This window comes from Acinetobacter sp. 25-47-122, assembly GCF_056779695.1.
Genome location: NZ_JBWYIJ010000001.1, coordinates 49,325 through 64,248, shown reverse-complemented (window position 1 = coordinate 64,248; position 14,924 = coordinate 49,325). Strand labels below are relative to the sequence as shown.

At 35.8% G+C, this 14,924-nt stretch carries 15 protein-coding genes; 7 read left to right on the top strand and 8 right to left on the bottom strand.

The features are described from left to right. Positions 1 to 31: 31 nt before the first annotated feature. The 3 genes from AC1M9P_RS00280 to AC1M9P_RS00270 form a co-directional block, all read right to left on the bottom strand. Positions 32 to 727 (bottom strand): hypothetical protein, encoded by a 696-nt coding sequence (locus AC1M9P_RS00280; RefSeq protein ID WP_481586417.1) that lies wholly within the window; start codon positions 725 to 727, stop codon positions 32 to 34. A 114-nt stretch (positions 728 to 841) separates the two neighbouring features. Then, positions 842 to 1,237: a hydroxyisourate hydrolase gene (uraH, locus tag AC1M9P_RS00275; RefSeq protein WP_481586416.1), complete on the bottom strand. Its 396-nt coding sequence runs from the start codon at positions 1,235 to 1,237 to the stop codon at positions 842 to 844. 127 nt (positions 1,238 to 1,364) lie between these two features. After that, complete coding sequence (locus tag AC1M9P_RS00270; RefSeq protein ID WP_481586415.1) at positions 1,365 to 2,147, bottom strand: rRNA large subunit pseudouridine synthase E; 783 nt, start codon at positions 2,145 to 2,147, stop codon at positions 1,365 to 1,367. Between the two features lie 304 nt (positions 2,148 to 2,451). On the opposite strand from AC1M9P_RS00270, the gene AC1M9P_RS00265 reads away from it, so the two are divergent. From AC1M9P_RS00265 to AC1M9P_RS00245, 5 genes are all read left to right on the top strand, one after another. Continuing rightward, complete coding sequence (locus tag AC1M9P_RS00265; RefSeq protein WP_481586414.1) at positions 2,452 to 2,991, top strand: M23 family metallopeptidase; 540 nt, start codon at positions 2,452 to 2,454, stop codon at positions 2,989 to 2,991. Between the two features lie 238 nt (positions 2,992 to 3,229). Continuing rightward, a complete protein-coding gene (locus AC1M9P_RS00260; RefSeq protein ID WP_481586413.1) occupies positions 3,230 to 3,469 on the top strand; it encodes a hypothetical protein in 240 nt (79 codons plus the stop codon). A 104-nt stretch (positions 3,470 to 3,573) separates the two neighbouring features. Beyond that, positions 3,574 to 3,699, top strand: coding sequence for a hypothetical protein (locus tag AC1M9P_RS00255; protein ID WP_257219857.1), 126 nt, complete (start codon positions 3,574 to 3,576; stop codon positions 3,697 to 3,699). Between the two features lie 172 nt (positions 3,700 to 3,871). Then, positions 3,872 to 4,699, top strand: a complete 828-nt coding sequence (locus tag AC1M9P_RS00250; RefSeq protein WP_092767133.1) for a PhzF family phenazine biosynthesis protein — start codon at positions 3,872 to 3,874, stop codon at positions 4,697 to 4,699. Between the two features lie 72 nt (positions 4,700 to 4,771). Continuing rightward, on the top strand, positions 4,772 to 7,561 hold the full coding sequence (locus tag AC1M9P_RS00245) for a M16 family metallopeptidase (RefSeq protein WP_481586412.1): 2,790 nt from the start codon (positions 4,772 to 4,774) through the stop codon (positions 7,559 to 7,561). 53 nt (positions 7,562 to 7,614) lie between these two features. Here the strand turns inward: AC1M9P_RS00245 and AC1M9P_RS00240 are convergent, their stop codons facing one another. Continuing rightward, positions 7,615 to 8,679, bottom strand: a complete 1,065-nt coding sequence (locus tag AC1M9P_RS00240) for an amidohydrolase family protein (RefSeq protein WP_481586411.1) — start codon at positions 8,677 to 8,679, stop codon at positions 7,615 to 7,617. Positions 8,680 to 8,820: 141 nt separating this feature from the next. Continuing rightward, a complete protein-coding gene (locus tag AC1M9P_RS00235) occupies positions 8,821 to 9,210 on the bottom strand; it encodes a DUF3144 domain-containing protein (RefSeq protein ID WP_481586410.1) in 390 nt (129 codons plus the stop codon). Positions 9,211 to 9,323: 113 nt separating this feature from the next. On the opposite strand from AC1M9P_RS00235, the gene AC1M9P_RS00230 reads away from it, so the two are divergent. Both AC1M9P_RS00230 and AC1M9P_RS00225 read left to right on the top strand, forming a co-directional pair. Then, positions 9,324 to 9,956, top strand: a complete 633-nt coding sequence (locus tag AC1M9P_RS00230; protein WP_481586409.1) for a hypothetical protein — start codon at positions 9,324 to 9,326, stop codon at positions 9,954 to 9,956. 144 nt (positions 9,957 to 10,100) lie between these two features. Beyond that, positions 10,101 to 11,810, top strand: a complete 1,710-nt coding sequence (locus AC1M9P_RS00225) for an ATP-binding cassette domain-containing protein (protein ID WP_481586408.1) — start codon at positions 10,101 to 10,103, stop codon at positions 11,808 to 11,810. 170 nt (positions 11,811 to 11,980) lie between these two features. Here the strand turns inward: AC1M9P_RS00225 and AC1M9P_RS00220 are convergent, their stop codons facing one another. From AC1M9P_RS00220 to AC1M9P_RS00210, 3 genes are all read right to left on the bottom strand, one after another. Further along, complete coding sequence (locus AC1M9P_RS00220) at positions 11,981 to 12,670, bottom strand: aspartate/glutamate racemase family protein (RefSeq protein WP_481586407.1); 690 nt, start codon at positions 12,668 to 12,670, stop codon at positions 11,981 to 11,983. Positions 12,671 to 13,053: 383 nt separating this feature from the next. Further along, positions 13,054 to 13,278 carry a hypothetical protein gene (locus tag AC1M9P_RS00215; protein ID WP_180028591.1) on the bottom strand — a complete coding sequence of 75 codons (225 nt, stop codon included), beginning with the start codon at positions 13,276 to 13,278 and terminating at the stop codon, positions 13,054 to 13,056. Positions 13,279 to 13,654: 376 nt separating this feature from the next. Continuing rightward, positions 13,655 to 14,893 carry an MFS transporter gene (locus tag AC1M9P_RS00210; RefSeq protein ID WP_481586406.1) on the bottom strand — a complete coding sequence of 413 codons (1,239 nt, stop codon included), beginning with the start codon at positions 14,891 to 14,893 and terminating at the stop codon, positions 13,655 to 13,657. Between the last annotated feature and the right edge of the window lie 31 nt (positions 14,894 to 14,924).

Below are 14,924 nucleotides of genomic sequence, written 5' to 3'. Positions count from 1 at the left end.
AAACCCATGCTTAGCTATGGGTTTTTCATAACTACAGTTTTCGTCTTAGAACTTCCAAACGCTTTTCAAATATTGTTTTGTCTTTTGAGTATTTTTCAAAAGCAATTTGAACCTTTTTTATAGATTCTTTTCTTCTGTTTATGTCGGTTTCTGTAGCGTAATTTTGACCATAATTTACCTCACTTAAATGAGCTTCTGAAACAAGTCTATGAGCAGAATCTATAGCAGTTTCAAAAGTTCTTAAAACTTCTTTAAAATCTTTATGCTTGTTCACATTTTTTTCTTGATTAAGCCACTGTTGAAGATTTATTAATTTGTCGTAGTAATACAGATTATTGAATTTATCTTCGTATTTTTGCTCTTCTAAATCAAATGAGCTGTGTAATTCATAACCTTTAGCGCGGATGAGTGAGTTTTTTAATTGGTATAAGATGGTGTGATATTGATTTGAAATAATCTTGAGTTCTTCAAACTTGGATAAAGTTTCAATTGTTGTATGGAATTTATAGGCATCTTTCCATGATTCTAGGGACTTCAGTACGAAATATAGGCTGATCCAAGCTGTGATTATCCCAAGAAATTCAGCTAAAGATAAGATTTCAAGACAAATATAGTTATCACAATAGTGCGATAACTTGTTTTCATTCAATGCATAAAAGAAGTAGTAAAGAATTGATAAAAATACAAGCAGCGTAATAGCCTTTAGGAAAGCTTTTTTTATGTTCATAAGAAATCCTTATTCTTTTGAATAGGATAATTAAACTTTTAAGATTAATAGAGAAATAAAAAAGCTCACATAATGTGAGCTAAATTTGTGTCATAAATGATTAACAAAAAAACATTAGTTCCCTCGATAGGTTGAATAACCATAAGAACTTAATAACAACGGAATATGGTAATGATCTAAACTACCATCAATCACAAAAACCACTGGCACTTCAGGGAAGAAAGTACGCTTGTTGTTTGCTTTAAACCAGTCGCCAGTTTTAAAAGTTACTCTGTAAACACCTTTTTGAAGATCTGTTTCGGCTGGATATAGAGTCTTGATACGACCATTTTCATCCGTTTTAGCTTCGTTGAGCTTTACCCATTTTTCACCCTGCTGCGCTTCAAGGGTAACTGCAATATTAGAAGACGGAAGACCAGTTTCTTGATTAAGCACATGAACACTTAAAGGATTTGCCAATGTGAATGTTGAAAATGCAAAACCTGAAAGAGCAAGTGAAAATTTTTTCATAAGTATCAACTCACAGTAAGCAAATAATCGAAAAGTGTACTTAAAATGAGAGATTATTTAAGTTAATTTATGTATAAAAAAAGGATGCAATCGCATCCTTTTTACTTTTTTTTACAATAGCTTGAGCTTAGCGTGCGCGTCCACGTGGAGCTTTTGTATTTGGGCGAGTAGTACCATTGGTCTTACGACGTGGTTTCTCATGTTCTTCCATTTGCCAAATACGTTTAGTACCCGATTTTTTCTTAGTACCATCTTTATTGACTTTCTTATTAATCGGCTTGCCACCTGTACCGCCTGGTTTCTTCACATAAGAGCGTGAGCGGTATGGCTCTTCTGCAGGAACATTTTGAAAGTCAGGATAAAGTAATGGTTCAATTTCTCTAGTTTCGCCAGATTCAAGACCCATCTGTACTAAGTCGATTGATCCAATTTTAGTGCGAATAAGACGTAAAGTTGGGAAACCCACTGCTGCAGTCATACGTCGAACTTGGCGGTTACGACCTTCGCAAATCGAAATTTCAACCCAAGAAGTAGGTACAGAAGCACGGAAACGAACAGGAGGATCACGATCCCATAACCACTCAGGCTGTCCAACTTTTACAGCTTTTGCAGGTAGAGTTATACCGTCTTTAAGCTCTACACCTTTACGAAGCTGTTCTAAAGCCTCTTCAGTCACATCACCATCAACTTGAACCAAATAAGTTTTAAATTTCTTATTGGCAGGGTTGGTAATGTACTGATTTAAACCACCATGGTCGGTTAAAAACACTAGACCTTCAGAGTCCATGTCTAAACGTCCAGCAAGACGTAAAGTCGGATCGTCAACGAAATCAGACATTGTCATATGTGCTTCGTCTTTACGAAACTGGGAGAGAACGCCATAAGGTTTATTGAGAATGACGATTTTCATATAAAAACTTCAATAATGTGCAAATAGTGAAAGGTCTGACTTATCAAGAATTTATGAACATCCTGAATTGATCTGAGGATTCGATCAATGAAGTCAAACAAAATAAATAGGGGAATTGGTGACTATTATGCGTGATTCAAAAAAGAAAGTATCGTATTGATCAAAAAAAATATGTAATTCTGACGATTTAATCGGTATAAGCAGGCTTTTATTGGTTTATGACAAGTGCTTTTAATTTAATCAATACAATGCAAACGTCGATCAGACGCTAAAATTTAACTCAATTTAAGATGTTGGGTTGTATATGAAAAAAAGGATTATTGGATCACTCATTGCAATCAGTTGGATGCTTACTGCTTGTCAGCCCCCAACTTCGGGCGAAACAGCAGGAATACAATATCCATATTTGTACTGGAAACTTCAACAGCAAGCGTTGACAGTGCCATTAGCGATACCTGTTGAAGGCGTAAAAGAAACTCAATTAGCAGATACTTGGGGGGCGGCACGTTCAAATGGTCGTACACATCAAGGAATTGATATTTTTGCCAAACGAGGTACGCCTGTATTGAGTGCAACACAAGGTATTGTAAGTCGTATCGGCACAAACAGTTTGGGAGGTAAAGTCGTCTGGGTGGTAGGACCTCAGTTAAGTCGCCATTACTATGCACATTTAGATGAATATGCAGCACACATCCAAGAAGGTGACTGGGTTGAAGTCGGTGAAGTATTAGGATATGTGGGAAATACTGGCAATGCGATCAATACACCTCCACATTTACATTATGGGATTTATTTAACGAGTGGTGCTACAAATCCATATCCATATTTAAAACTAAAGGAATAAGTCTCGTTAATACAAGTAAACAAATGAGAGAGCCTTGTAAGCCTCGTAACACGTATCAATTTTAATCCTCTGAAATTTATATAGCTTACAGAATGAAAGTTACGATGCAGTATTTTGATACAGCTCTATGCTCGCAGTTTCATGCAAAAGGGTTATGGTTATTTGTACTGGTCTAATTCATTCAAGTGAAAAAGAATTCAAGATCAGTATCAAAATCTGATAATCATGGAGATATGAAATGAGTAATCAATACAATCAAGATCAAAATGAGCAACAGCAACAAAATCACCAGCAACGTCAACAAGGTCAACAGCCACATCAACAGCAGCCCAATCAGCAGCAACAGCAACAAGGTCAACAGCCACATCAACAACAACCGAATCAGCAGCAACAGCAACAAGATCAACAGCAGCAGAATCAGCAACAGTCCCGTCAACAATCACAACAGCAATCTGATTTAGATCAACAAAATCGTTAATCCATTAATCATGAATTGAATGGGAATTTAGGGATGAATGCCCATTCTTGTCAGTAAATTCAAGCATTAACAATTTAAAGTGAATGACACGAGGAAGATAAGATATGGCGAATAAGTCCAAGTTAAAAATTAAAGATTTAAAAGATCAAATTAAATCGAGACTTAAGAAAATTTCTAAGCATGAATCTAAGTTAAAAGATTTAAAGAAAGCGCTCAAAAAGCGTAAATAGCAAAAGACCCTCATGTGAGGGTTTTTTTATGGAAGATCATTAGAAATATACAGTTTATGAACGAATCTTTGTGAAGCAATAATTTATAGTCAAGATTGAAATTAATCTATGATTTGAAATGATAAAAGATTATTATTCTCAATTAGAAGTTTGGAAATATTAGGGTGTATTTATGAAAATGTATCAAGTTGATGCCTTTACTACAGCGTTGTTTAAGGGGAATCCTGCAGCTGTAGTGGTCAGTGAAGAATGGCTTGATACATCACTCATGCAAAATATTGCATTTGAAAATAATTTGGCTGAAACGGCTTTTGTTAAAATTATTGATGATGAAAATTATGAAATCCGTTGGTTTACACCTAAAGTTGAAGTCGATTTTTGTGGTCATGCCACTTTAGCGAGCAGTTATGTACTTTTTAATGAGTATACTCAAGCGAAAAAAATTAAATTTCATGTCAAAGATTTAGGAATTTTTACCATCACTCGACAAGATGATGGAAAAATTACAATGAATTTCCCTGTTCGAATCCCTCATTTAACTGAAGAGTTTCCTGAGTTATTAAAAGAAGTGGTTGATCGTCCAATCAAGGAAATTTATCTAAATCAACAAGCTTATATTTTAGTCTTGGAAAGTGAACAAGATGTGCTTGATGCCAAACCTAATTTTGCCAATATTAATGCAATTGCTGAAGCATATGAGGTTAGTACTTGTATTACAGCATCCGATCATCCCGATATTGCTATAACTGCAGCATCAGAACAATATGATTATGTGGCACGTTATTTTGCACCACATAAAGGCATCAATGAAGATCCTGTAACAGGTTCTATGCATACAGGATTAGCACCCTTGTGGGCTGAGAAATTGAATAAAACAGAACTTATTGCTTTTCAAAGCTCAGAACGAGGTGGCGTGTTGTATTGCCAACTTAAAGAGAATCAAAGAATTGAAATTTCTGGCTATGCCAAACTTTATATGAAAGCTGAAATTTACCTTTAAAGCATAAACCCTATTGATCATACCCTTGTCAGGCGTGTGATCAATTTTTTTATATCAATAATTGGAAGAACAATGCTAACTCGTTTTAAAAAACTTTCACTTACTTTAATGATCGTTGCGGTCAGTTCTAGCGGTTTAGCACAACCTGTTTTGGTCAAGACTGAACAAAATATTGAAGAATACAAACTAGAAAATGGTTTACGGGTAATTTTGGCACCAATACCTAAAGAAAATAAAATTTTTATGAATATGGTGTATTTAACGGGAGCTTTGAATGACCCACAAGGTAAAGGTGGTTTAGCACATTTACTTGAGCATCTCGCGTTTAAAGGCACAGAAAATGTAAAAGGAGATGAGTTTCAACGTCGTCTAGATCAGCATACGCTCATGAGTAATGCGATGACTGACTACTATTCTACCCAGTATATGAGTGTCATCCGTCCAGAAAAAAAAGCCATTGATGAAATGTTGTATCTGGAGGCAGAGCGAATGGATAAGCTCGTACTTCAGGAAAAATTTGTTCCGTCAGAAATCGCAATCGTAAAACGAGAGCGTGAGGTTCGAATGGATCAACCTTTTTCAGTATTGATGGATCAAATTTGGAAATCTGCTTACGGAAATCAGTATCTAGGTCGTCTACCGATTGGTGATTTAACTGAGCTTCAGTCAATCAACATGAAGGAACTGAATCAATTTTACCGACAATGGTATGCACCGAATAATGCAGTTCTAGTGATTGCAGGTAAATTTAATAAAACGGATATCCTGAAAGCAGTGGATAAAAATTTTAATCAAATTCCTGCGCGTCAAATTCCTGAGTCAACCAAAGTTCCAATGCTTGATTCGACCAAGATCAAAGATCGTCAATTTATCGTGCAAAAGGGAAGTGATTTAGGCAAATACAATATTTATCTCAATGGCACCCAGCAAAAAACACAGACTGCACTTGCTTTAGCACCTTATTTATTTACAATGCAACCTAGTGGTCACTTGTACAAAGATATTGTAGAAACAGGTACGGCTACACAGGTTCAATCGACGACATGGTTAACACCAGATTTTAATCTTGTTTTTATGGGGGCAGTGTATGCTCCTAATCATGATGAGAAAAAAGTTGCCCTTTCTCTAGAGAAAGGAATTGAGAAAAAGCATCAATTTAATGAAACAGAATTAAATCGTGTCAAAAACATGATTAAAAATGGTCAAGAGAGCATGATGACCAATGCCTCTTCTGTGGGTGGTTTCATTAGTGATTATGTGGTTTCATCCAATGGGGATTGGACAAAATATTTTAAAGACCAAGCAGAGATACAAAGTTTAAATGTCGATCAGGTTAATCAGGCAATAAATCAATTCTTGGTTGCTGAGCATCGTATTTCGGGAGACATACAACCTACGCCTGAGGATCAAAAAAAGGCACTCGAGCTAGACGCTCATGAGCAAGAATCAAAAACTTTAGATCAAGTGACAACTCAAGAAGAGCCTTTAAAAGACCCAGCTGTGTATAAAGCTGAAGTGGCTGAGCACCTAAAAAATTCCAAACAGTATGTTGAAAATTTAGAGAAAAAAATCAAGCGTGGTACTTTGAAAAATGGGATGCAGTATGCACTATTCCCAACGTCAACACGCGATGACAAAACTTACGCATCGATATCTTTAAATTTCGGGACAGCACAATCACTCAAGCATCAAGGTGAAGCACTAGGCTTTATGTCTTATTTGCTATTGAGAGCATCTGAGCAGTATAGCCTGCAAGATATTGCAGACAAATCAATCGAGGCGGGTGGTCGAGCATCTGCGTCTGCTGTTGATAATGGTATTGTGATTAACGTATCTGCGAAGAAAGAAAAATTTCCAGAATTCTTCAAGTTTATTGTCGACGTTATGAATAATCCGAAATTTGAGCAGAGTCAGTTTGACCTCATCAAATCACAAACATTATCGTCATTAAATCGACCATATACAGAGCCTGAAACTGTTGCAGGACTGACTATCGCTAGAATCGTAGAGCGATATGAACCAGGTGATTTGCGATATCATTTTGAACCTGAGCTGGCAAAGCAGCAAATTGAAACCATCACCAATGATCAAATTAAAGCTTTGTACCAAAAGTATTTTACAACTCAAAATGGTCAAATATCGGTGACTGGCGATTTTGATGACAAAGCCATTCTGAAATATTTGAATTCATCTTTAGGTCAGTCTAAGACAAAAGAACCATACCAACGTTTACAGGGCAGTCATATAGATTATCCTGCTCAAAAAGTTCATGCGCTGGCCGAACAGCGTCAATTTGGTAATTATCAAGCGGTTATTGCCATTCCAGTGGGTAGTAATCATCCTGATGCAGAAGCATTATATGTGTTGAGCCATATTCTAGGCGAGTCACAATTATCATCACGCCTTGCCATGGAGTTACGTGAAAAAAATGCGTTGGTTTACAGCTTTGGAAGTAGTTTGAGTTTGGATAATTTTATCAATGCTGGTGCTATAGGTGTAAGTGCTAATTATGCAGCTGGAAAATCAGCTCAAGTTTCTCAAGGTGTGCATAAAGTATTCACTGACTTATTAAAGAATGGTGTGACGGAGCAAGAGCTTGAAGCGGCTAAAGCCAATATTATGAAACAGCGTGTCACGAATTTAGAGGATGAGCGCCGTATTCATCGTGGATTGAACAGCCAGCTTGAACAAAATAAAACACAGCTTTCAAGACTAGAGCGAGATCAGGCATTTGCAAAACTGACGAAGAAAGATATAGATGCAGTGATCAAAAAATATATTAAGCCTGAGTTTTTGGTTGAAGTTATGGCAGATCAGTACGGTAAACCACAACCTGAAATGATTTCTAAGCCTAAAAGTTAGAACCACAATGTACGATTCAAAAAGGCTCATTCGATCGTGAATGAGCCTTTTTTTCAAAGCTTATAAAATTGCTGCGCATTTTTACAAAATATCTGTTCAACAACATCTGAATTATAGGCAGCGACAATGTCGCTAAAGGCATCAATGATATTTGTAAGTGATGTGCTCACTTTGTCCATCGGAAAGTTGGATGCAAACATGACACGATAAGGCCCAAAACATTGTAAAGCATGAATAATCATAGGAGAGACCAATTCAATGATTTGTTGTTTAGATGCTAAGGTTCGTCGTGTATGAAATTGATGACCCAAAACTGGCATGAAGAGTCCAGACATTTTTGTATATACATTCGGACATTGAGCTAATTCTGCAAGATCTTCTTTCCAGTGGAAATAGATATTGTCTCGCGCAGTTTGGGTAATTCCTGTGTGTTTACCTACTGGGCCGAATAAACCTGCTGGTGTGCCCAAATGATCTAAGACAATCGAAGTCTCAGGAAAACGTTTTGCCAAAGCAATAACATCTTTAAGCTGGCTAGAATAAACCCAAGCATCGAAGCTTAAATTGTACTGGGCTAAGGCTTCAAAACCTTTTAAAAATTTTCGATCAGTGTAGAGATGGGGATCATCGTTCCAAGCATGAATTCCGGGATCTTCATGATGTGCAGCCATTCTTCGAATACCACGAAAATGCGGAGATGCCTTTTTATGCATTTTAAGAATTTTTTTGAAATTGCTTTCACGAGGATCAGCTGTTGCAACGATTCCAGCCAATTTGATGTTTTCTTGAGAAAAAGGAAGCTGCTGAATAAATTGCGTTTCTTCTACAACGCCAGTCCCTTTTTGATGATGCCAGCTGGCTTCGACATGTACAACACGGCTCACAGTATAATGTCCAATGTCTTTGTGGTAATCCGCTGGTAAATAGGGTGCTGTGATGTAATCTGTAAGTCCTACTGTCTCTATTAAATCTTTAGGTTTTACGAGACGAACGACTTTATCCAAGATTTTTGGATGTTTTCCAAAAAGCTTAACAGCTAAAGCGGCAGCATGCGGTGTGTGATAAGGATCCCATTGATGGATATGTGCATCGACGATGGGAAAGTTGAGTTGATTCATCGCTATCCTTAGTTGAGTCATCAATAAGAATAACATACGAGAAATTGATCATTTTTTGAATTGCATTTTCGTTTGAATATTAGAGTTTAATCATTAAAAAAGCCCCCTAAAGGAGGCTCAATGCACACAATGCAAATCTATTTAATGATCGTGGTCATGTTTATTTGCATGAAACTCTTCATTACGACGGAAGCGAAGGTAGTTCTCAAACTGTTCGCAGTATTCGTCATAATTATCTTCAAGCATCATATGAAACTGTTGCATGATATAAGACATCACTTGTTCTTTAGCATCACGCATTTCATTGCCATCTTTAAAGTTATTGGCAGCAACCCATGTGTTAAAACGAGCAGTACCAAATAGCATCGCAGCACTGACTTGACCACGAGCATCGGCTGGTTTAACAGTAGAACCTTTTTCAACACGGCAAAATTCATTGGCTTGCTTAATAAATTCATCAGCACGTTCGAAGAAAATCGCATTCAATGCTTCTTCTTCAGTGACATCAGTCGCTTGAATCTTTTGAACCATGAATTGTTCCTAATAAATAACTTAATTCAAGCACTATTATAGGCAAAGGCTTGCATAAACTAAACCTTTCACTTAATCTAAAAATAGCCTAAGTAATTTTTATGAGCCTTTCTATGCAAGATGCTATCGCAGTTCAAAATTTAAAAAGTGATATTGCGTTACTGAGACAGAATATTTGGCCACCTGCCGATCTTGCGAATGTCGAAGGTCTTCCCATTTATTATGGAAGCAAAGAGCAAGTTGCTGCATATTACCAGCAGTGGACAGGTCTAATCGAAAGGGCACAAGATTTATTTCAACCTTTTATGGAAGACGAGGTTTTAGATGCCGTTCATTTACCAAGTCATCTAAATTTACCGCTGTTTTATTTTCATGTAGACCGAATTCGCATTAACAAAACACGTGCAAAGGAATCAAAGACTTTTCGTGGTATTGCTAGTGTATTAGAGAAGTGTGGACAGTTTGAACCTGAACAAGTTTTGGCAATGAGTCGTTGGTTGGATCATGATGACACTGCTGCATTAGTTGCGCATCGCGAATTTATAGATTTAAGAACTTATGTATTTCAGCATGGGCAAAGTGAATATACGAGAACACGTTTTTATGTAAATGGTATTGTCTTAAGTGTTGAGCCTCATTTCGAGTTGGTTGATGCTCGCGATAAACCACGTAAGCAACGAAATGACTCATATAGCGATCCATTGGCGGATAACAACACGTGGCGTATTTATGGTAAATATCGTTAGTTGAGCTGATTGAACTTAGTTTTTAGACATTAGAATCAATGATTAGCTACTTTATAAGTACAAAGCTTCTACGATCAATATCCAAACTTATTGATTAGTATTGTTTAAAATAGTCATCACAAAAAATAACTAATTTAAAGAATGATGACTGAAAAGATTAAACAATTTAAAAAGGCGTGGATGTTATTCCGTCAACATGATGAAAATGGATTAAGTGTATTCTTCGTTTTAGCCATACTTCAAATTTTAATTATTGGTACGAGTGTTGGTTTACCGTATTTGTTTAAGCTGCTGATTGACCAGACCAGTGAACCTGATCATTACTATTCGATTCAAGACTTTTTTCAAATTCATCTGCTCTATTTATTCGCCGTTGCTTATGCACTCGCTTGGTTTATCAATGAGGGGATGAAGAATATAAATAATTTTGCCATGTCTATGATGATCAGAAATGTTGATGCATCCATGCTTAAAGCTGGAGTATTTAATTTTCTTGATTTGAAATTAAAAGATCAACGACAACAAGATATCGGTGTATTTAATGCAAATCTAATTCGTGGCAGTGAAGCACTTGGTACAATTATTTTTACTATATTTTTTGTCATTGTACCTACGGTATTTAAAATCTTAGGTATGGTGTATGTGCTCGGAAATACGATCAATCTTGAATTTGGTGTGTATTTTTTCGTATTCTCAGCTTGTACAGTTGCTTTATCGCTCATCATTACCTTTAAGACACAAGATATCTTTACGATTATGTATGGTGCTCGAAATCAACTGAATCAATTTGTGATTGAAAAACTCCAACAAAGTTATGATATCAAACTCAGTCATTCGAAATATTACGAATTTGAAGAGTTTAGCCGCAGAATCGATGACTATAAAATAAAGACTCAGGATACCTATAAAAAACTTCAGTATCTCATGATATATCAACTGTTATTTGTGTCATTTTTTCTTTTGGTATTCATGGTTTTATCAGTCTATATGTTTGAATATCAAAGTTTTAGTTCAGGTGATTTTGTTTTAGTCAGTACCTATATTATAGGTTTAACCATTCCTTTAATGATGATGTCTCAAAATATCATTCATTTGAAAGGTCATATTGTGGCTATTGATCAGTACCTAGAATATTTTGAATTGGAACATGAGTCATTCAGTACGAATGATCTAACAGCTGAGGAACAGAAAGAAAGTGAGGTGGCGTATTCATTTCAAAATGTGACATTTGATCTAGGTCAGCAGACGATTGAAAATTTTAATTTAGACATCGTGTGTGGAAAAATATATTTAATTCAAGGTCGAACAGGTATTGGAAAATCAAGTTTCCTCAATTATTTGGTGGGAATAGAAAAGATCAAATCTGGACGACTATTCTTTAGAAATTTAGAGATCACTTCAGTATTTTCAGAAAAGATATTTGATCAGATTGCTGTGGTCAGCCAAACTCCGATCGTTTATTCAACCTCATTAAGACAAAATTTGATTCAAAATACTGAGATCAAATATTCTGATGAGGAGCTTAAACATTGGCTAAAAGAGTTTGATTTACTCCATTTGCTGGAAAAAAATCAAATTGAGTTAGACGATGATATACAAGAAATTTATAAAAATTTTTCTGGTGGTGAAAAACAACGATTGAACATCATTCGTGCATTACTAAAACAACCAAAGTTCCTGATCTTAGATGAACCTACAGCAGCCTTAGATGAGAAAACAAGTTCGAAAATTTTAAAATTTATTCAAGAGCGAGTTGAAACAGTCATTATGATTTCTCATGAACGTATGGCGACAGAAATTGCTGATGAAATTATTGATTTCAACATCATTTTAAATTCTAAGAATGAGGATTAAATGATGATTGTTCTGGCATGAATATCATTCAAAAAAAAGCGATTTTTAAAAATATGTATTTATTTGATTAAATTTAGTCATGAGCAACGATTCAAGTACTTGATGATAGATTTTGATGTCAGTTAAATATTTTTTAGCGTGAGCTGAAAGATGTTTATGCTATGAAATATTTATGATAATACAAAATCTACAGCTGCTTGCGCATGAATAGAAGTTGTATCAAATAGTGGGACTGAGAATTTTAGATCTCCTATAAGCATACAAATCTCAGTGCATCCTAAAATGATTCCTTCAGCGCCAGAAGATATTAATTCTTCGGCAATATGAATATATTTCTTTTGCGAAGCTTCGCTAATTATTCCTAAACATAATTCGTTGTAAATAATATCATGAACAATTTTTCTACTCGCTTTATTAGGTGTTATTACTTTAAGTCCTTTTTCCTCCAATCTGCTTTTATAAAAACCTTGTTCCATCGTAAATGCAGTACCAAGCAGCCCAATTTTTGTAATTTTCTGGCTCATGATTTCCATGGCTGTCGCATCTGCTATATGAATAAATGGTATGTTGGTTGATTCCTCAATATAAGTTGCTACTTTGTGCATTGTATTTGTACAAAGTACTATGCCATCTGCACCTGCTTTTTCTAACTGTATGGCTTGATCTCGTAAATAGATTCCTGCATCTTCCCATAATCCTTTGCGTTGTAACTCCTCAATTTCAGCAAAATCAACGCTAATAAGAATAACCTTAGCAGAGTGTAACTTGCCAAGTTTCTTTTGAACCATCTTATTGATTTGTTGATAGTACAAATCAGTCGACTCCCAACTCATTCCACCTAATAAACCAATTGTCTTCAAGTTCGCACCTTTAAAAATTAAATATTTAATTTATCAATATAATGAAAATTATCGAGTATGAAATTGCTACTTTTTAAAATAATGACTTAATCAAAGTGAGAAAAGTTCAGCTTTTGATGTGTATTTTTAGGGATGAATGTATATAAGTTTAGCAGCAGAATTTACCAATCTTATGGTTGAGTAAGCTTCTCATCGGAAGAATTCACATTAACCCCGAACTTAGATGCCATAAATAGAGGAAAATTATTGTATTGCTGAACAATCCATGTATAGAGCATTCTAGTTCAAAATCTTGTAGGATATCAATCAAAAGGCTCATTCACGAGCCTTTTGATGAGTGATTTGAAAGATTAAAAAGTCTATTGTTTATAAGATTTTTAAAATTAAATCAACGTGTCTACAACACCTTTTAATACACCTAATCCTAGTGAATCAATTGTTCCATTAAGTGTTTCATTTACGCCAGTGCCAATTTTCACTAAAGGATCTTTTAATCCTACAAGAGAGCCGACAGTACCAAGCAAATTAGTCACTAAACCTGCACCAGATACTGCTTCAATTTCATCTAATGTAAGTTCTTTTAAAGTTGTTGGATTTGAATTATTCATTGTATTCACCATTCATATTTGATTTTATTTTCAAGTAAATCGAATAACTAGCGTTAAACGATAGACTCATCATAATGAATGCATTTTGTATGCCAACTAATAAATAATGATAAATATATAATTTAAGTATAATTAATAATATGGAGGAGTGATTAACGGATTTTTCATGAAAAAATTCATCATTTTTGTGCAAATGTCACCGAATTGGTGCATTGATCGATTTGAATGATGGTTGAGAATTTAGCGCGTTAATTTCTTAAATTGATTTCACTCAACGAAATGAGTTTATATTTCATAGAATTATTTAAGAATTGAGCGTAAAAAATTACACTCAACTCAACTCAACTCAACTCAACTCAACTCAACTCAACTCAACTCAATTAATTGATGTACATTGCTGAGCTTTAGGATTATTCAATCCTCGACTATGAGTGAATACAGCAATTACAGCTAAAGAGATAAAAATCAATACACTGTAAATTAAGGTACTGGTATTGAAGTGATCTACCATAAAACCACCAAATAAAGCGCCTGCTGCAATCATGATTTGGAACATACTGACAAAAAGAGGCATCCCTTTTTCAACCGCATGTGGCGCATGTAAAAACATCCAGATATTGGCTGTCGTAGGAAAGGCACCAAAAGCAAAACCCCATAATGCTGTAAGAATATATGCACCAGTTAAGAATTTGGCATAAACAGGGAATGTAAGGAATACGATTGCTAAACACAATGCAACAGCAAAAAGCGTATAGCGGACATTGATATTGCTGCTATAACCGGAGAATGCATTGCCTACGAAGCCTGCTGCTCCATAAATAAGAAGTAAAGAACTGATGGTTGAACCATCAAATCCTGCTTCATTTTTATAGAAAGGCGCCAAGTAACTGTATGTTGAAAAATGCGCTAATCCGATAAATAAAACAATGATTAATCCTTTACGAGCTTTTGGATCTCGAAACAATGCGGGTAGATCACTATATTGAATAGCTGAAGTCGGCGGTAATTTCGGTAGGAATTTAATTTCAAAAAACAGAATAATGGCACCAATCACCGAGGTGATCATAAAGGCATTACGCCAACCGTAAATTTCACTTAGCCATGTTCCAACCGGAACACCCAGCACAGTTGCCAGAGTCACGCCAGCCATGATGATAGCTGTTGCTTTGGCGATGGGTAGGTGAGGAGGTGCAACACGACCACTTAAGGCGATTGCAGTTGCCCAGAATCCGCCTATCGCGATACCCAAGAAAAAGCGACTCAATAGAATCCAAGTGAAACTTTCTGAATAGCTCGTAATGAAATTTGCAATGACCATGACCGCTGTGAGTGCGATTAATAAATAGCGTCGATCAAGTTGCTTCACCCAGACCGAGATAAGCGGTGCTGCGAAAGCACCCATCACGCCTGGAAGGGTAATGAACAGGCCAGCAGTACCGACTGAAATGTTGAGATCTAGTGCGATTGCATTGAGCACACCAATAGGGAGAAACTCACTGGTCACTAATATAAAAGCGGTGATAGAAAGTGTAATAACAGCAAACCAATTTCCTTGATTTTTTGTAGGAGATGGAGAATTAACAGCGGTTTCAGTCAGATGAGATTCGGATTTCATTGACCAACGCTCCTTGAAAATAATTTCATAA

What these genes read in the sequence shown, in the direction of transcription:
- AC1M9P_RS00240 (WP_481586411.1), bottom strand. Translation starts at nt 8,679, where the DNA reads ATGAATCAACTCAACTTTCCCATCGTCGATGCACATATCCATCAATGG.
- AC1M9P_RS00270 (WP_481586415.1), bottom strand. Translation starts at nt 2,147, where the DNA reads ATGAAAATCGTCATTCTCAATAAACCTTATGGCGTTCTCTCCCAGTTT.
- AC1M9P_RS00260 (WP_481586413.1), top strand. Translation starts at nt 3,230, where the DNA reads ATGAGTAATCAATACAATCAAGATCAAAATGAGCAACAGCAACAAAAT.
- AC1M9P_RS00225 (WP_481586408.1), top strand. Translation starts at nt 10,101, where the DNA reads ATGACTGAAAAGATTAAACAATTTAAAAAGGCGTGGATGTTATTCCGT.
- AC1M9P_RS00280 (WP_481586417.1), bottom strand. Translation starts at nt 727, where the DNA reads ATGAACATAAAAAAAGCTTTCCTAAAGGCTATTACGCTGCTTGTATTT.
- AC1M9P_RS00265 (WP_481586414.1), top strand. Translation starts at nt 2,452, where the DNA reads ATGAAAAAAAGGATTATTGGATCACTCATTGCAATCAGTTGGATGCTT.
- AC1M9P_RS00230 (WP_481586409.1), top strand. Translation starts at nt 9,324, where the DNA reads ATGCAAGATGCTATCGCAGTTCAAAATTTAAAAAGTGATATTGCGTTA.
- AC1M9P_RS00215 (WP_180028591.1), bottom strand. Translation starts at nt 13,278, where the DNA reads ATGAATAATTCAAATCCAACAACTTTAAAAGAACTTACATTAGATGAA.
- AC1M9P_RS00255 (WP_257219857.1), top strand. Translation starts at nt 3,574, where the DNA reads ATGGCGAATAAGTCCAAGTTAAAAATTAAAGATTTAAAAGATCAAATT.
- AC1M9P_RS00210 (WP_481586406.1), bottom strand. Translation starts at nt 14,893, where the DNA reads ATGAAATCCGAATCTCATCTGACTGAAACCGCTGTTAATTCTCCATCT.
- AC1M9P_RS00250 (WP_092767133.1), top strand. Translation starts at nt 3,872, where the DNA reads ATGAAAATGTATCAAGTTGATGCCTTTACTACAGCGTTGTTTAAGGGG.
- AC1M9P_RS00245 (WP_481586412.1), top strand. Translation starts at nt 4,772, where the DNA reads ATGCTAACTCGTTTTAAAAAACTTTCACTTACTTTAATGATCGTTGCG.
- AC1M9P_RS00235 (WP_481586410.1), bottom strand. Translation starts at nt 9,210, where the DNA reads ATGGTTCAAAAGATTCAAGCGACTGATGTCACTGAAGAAGAAGCATTG.
- uraH (WP_481586416.1), bottom strand. Translation starts at nt 1,237, where the DNA reads ATGAAAAAATTTTCACTTGCTCTTTCAGGTTTTGCATTTTCAACATTC.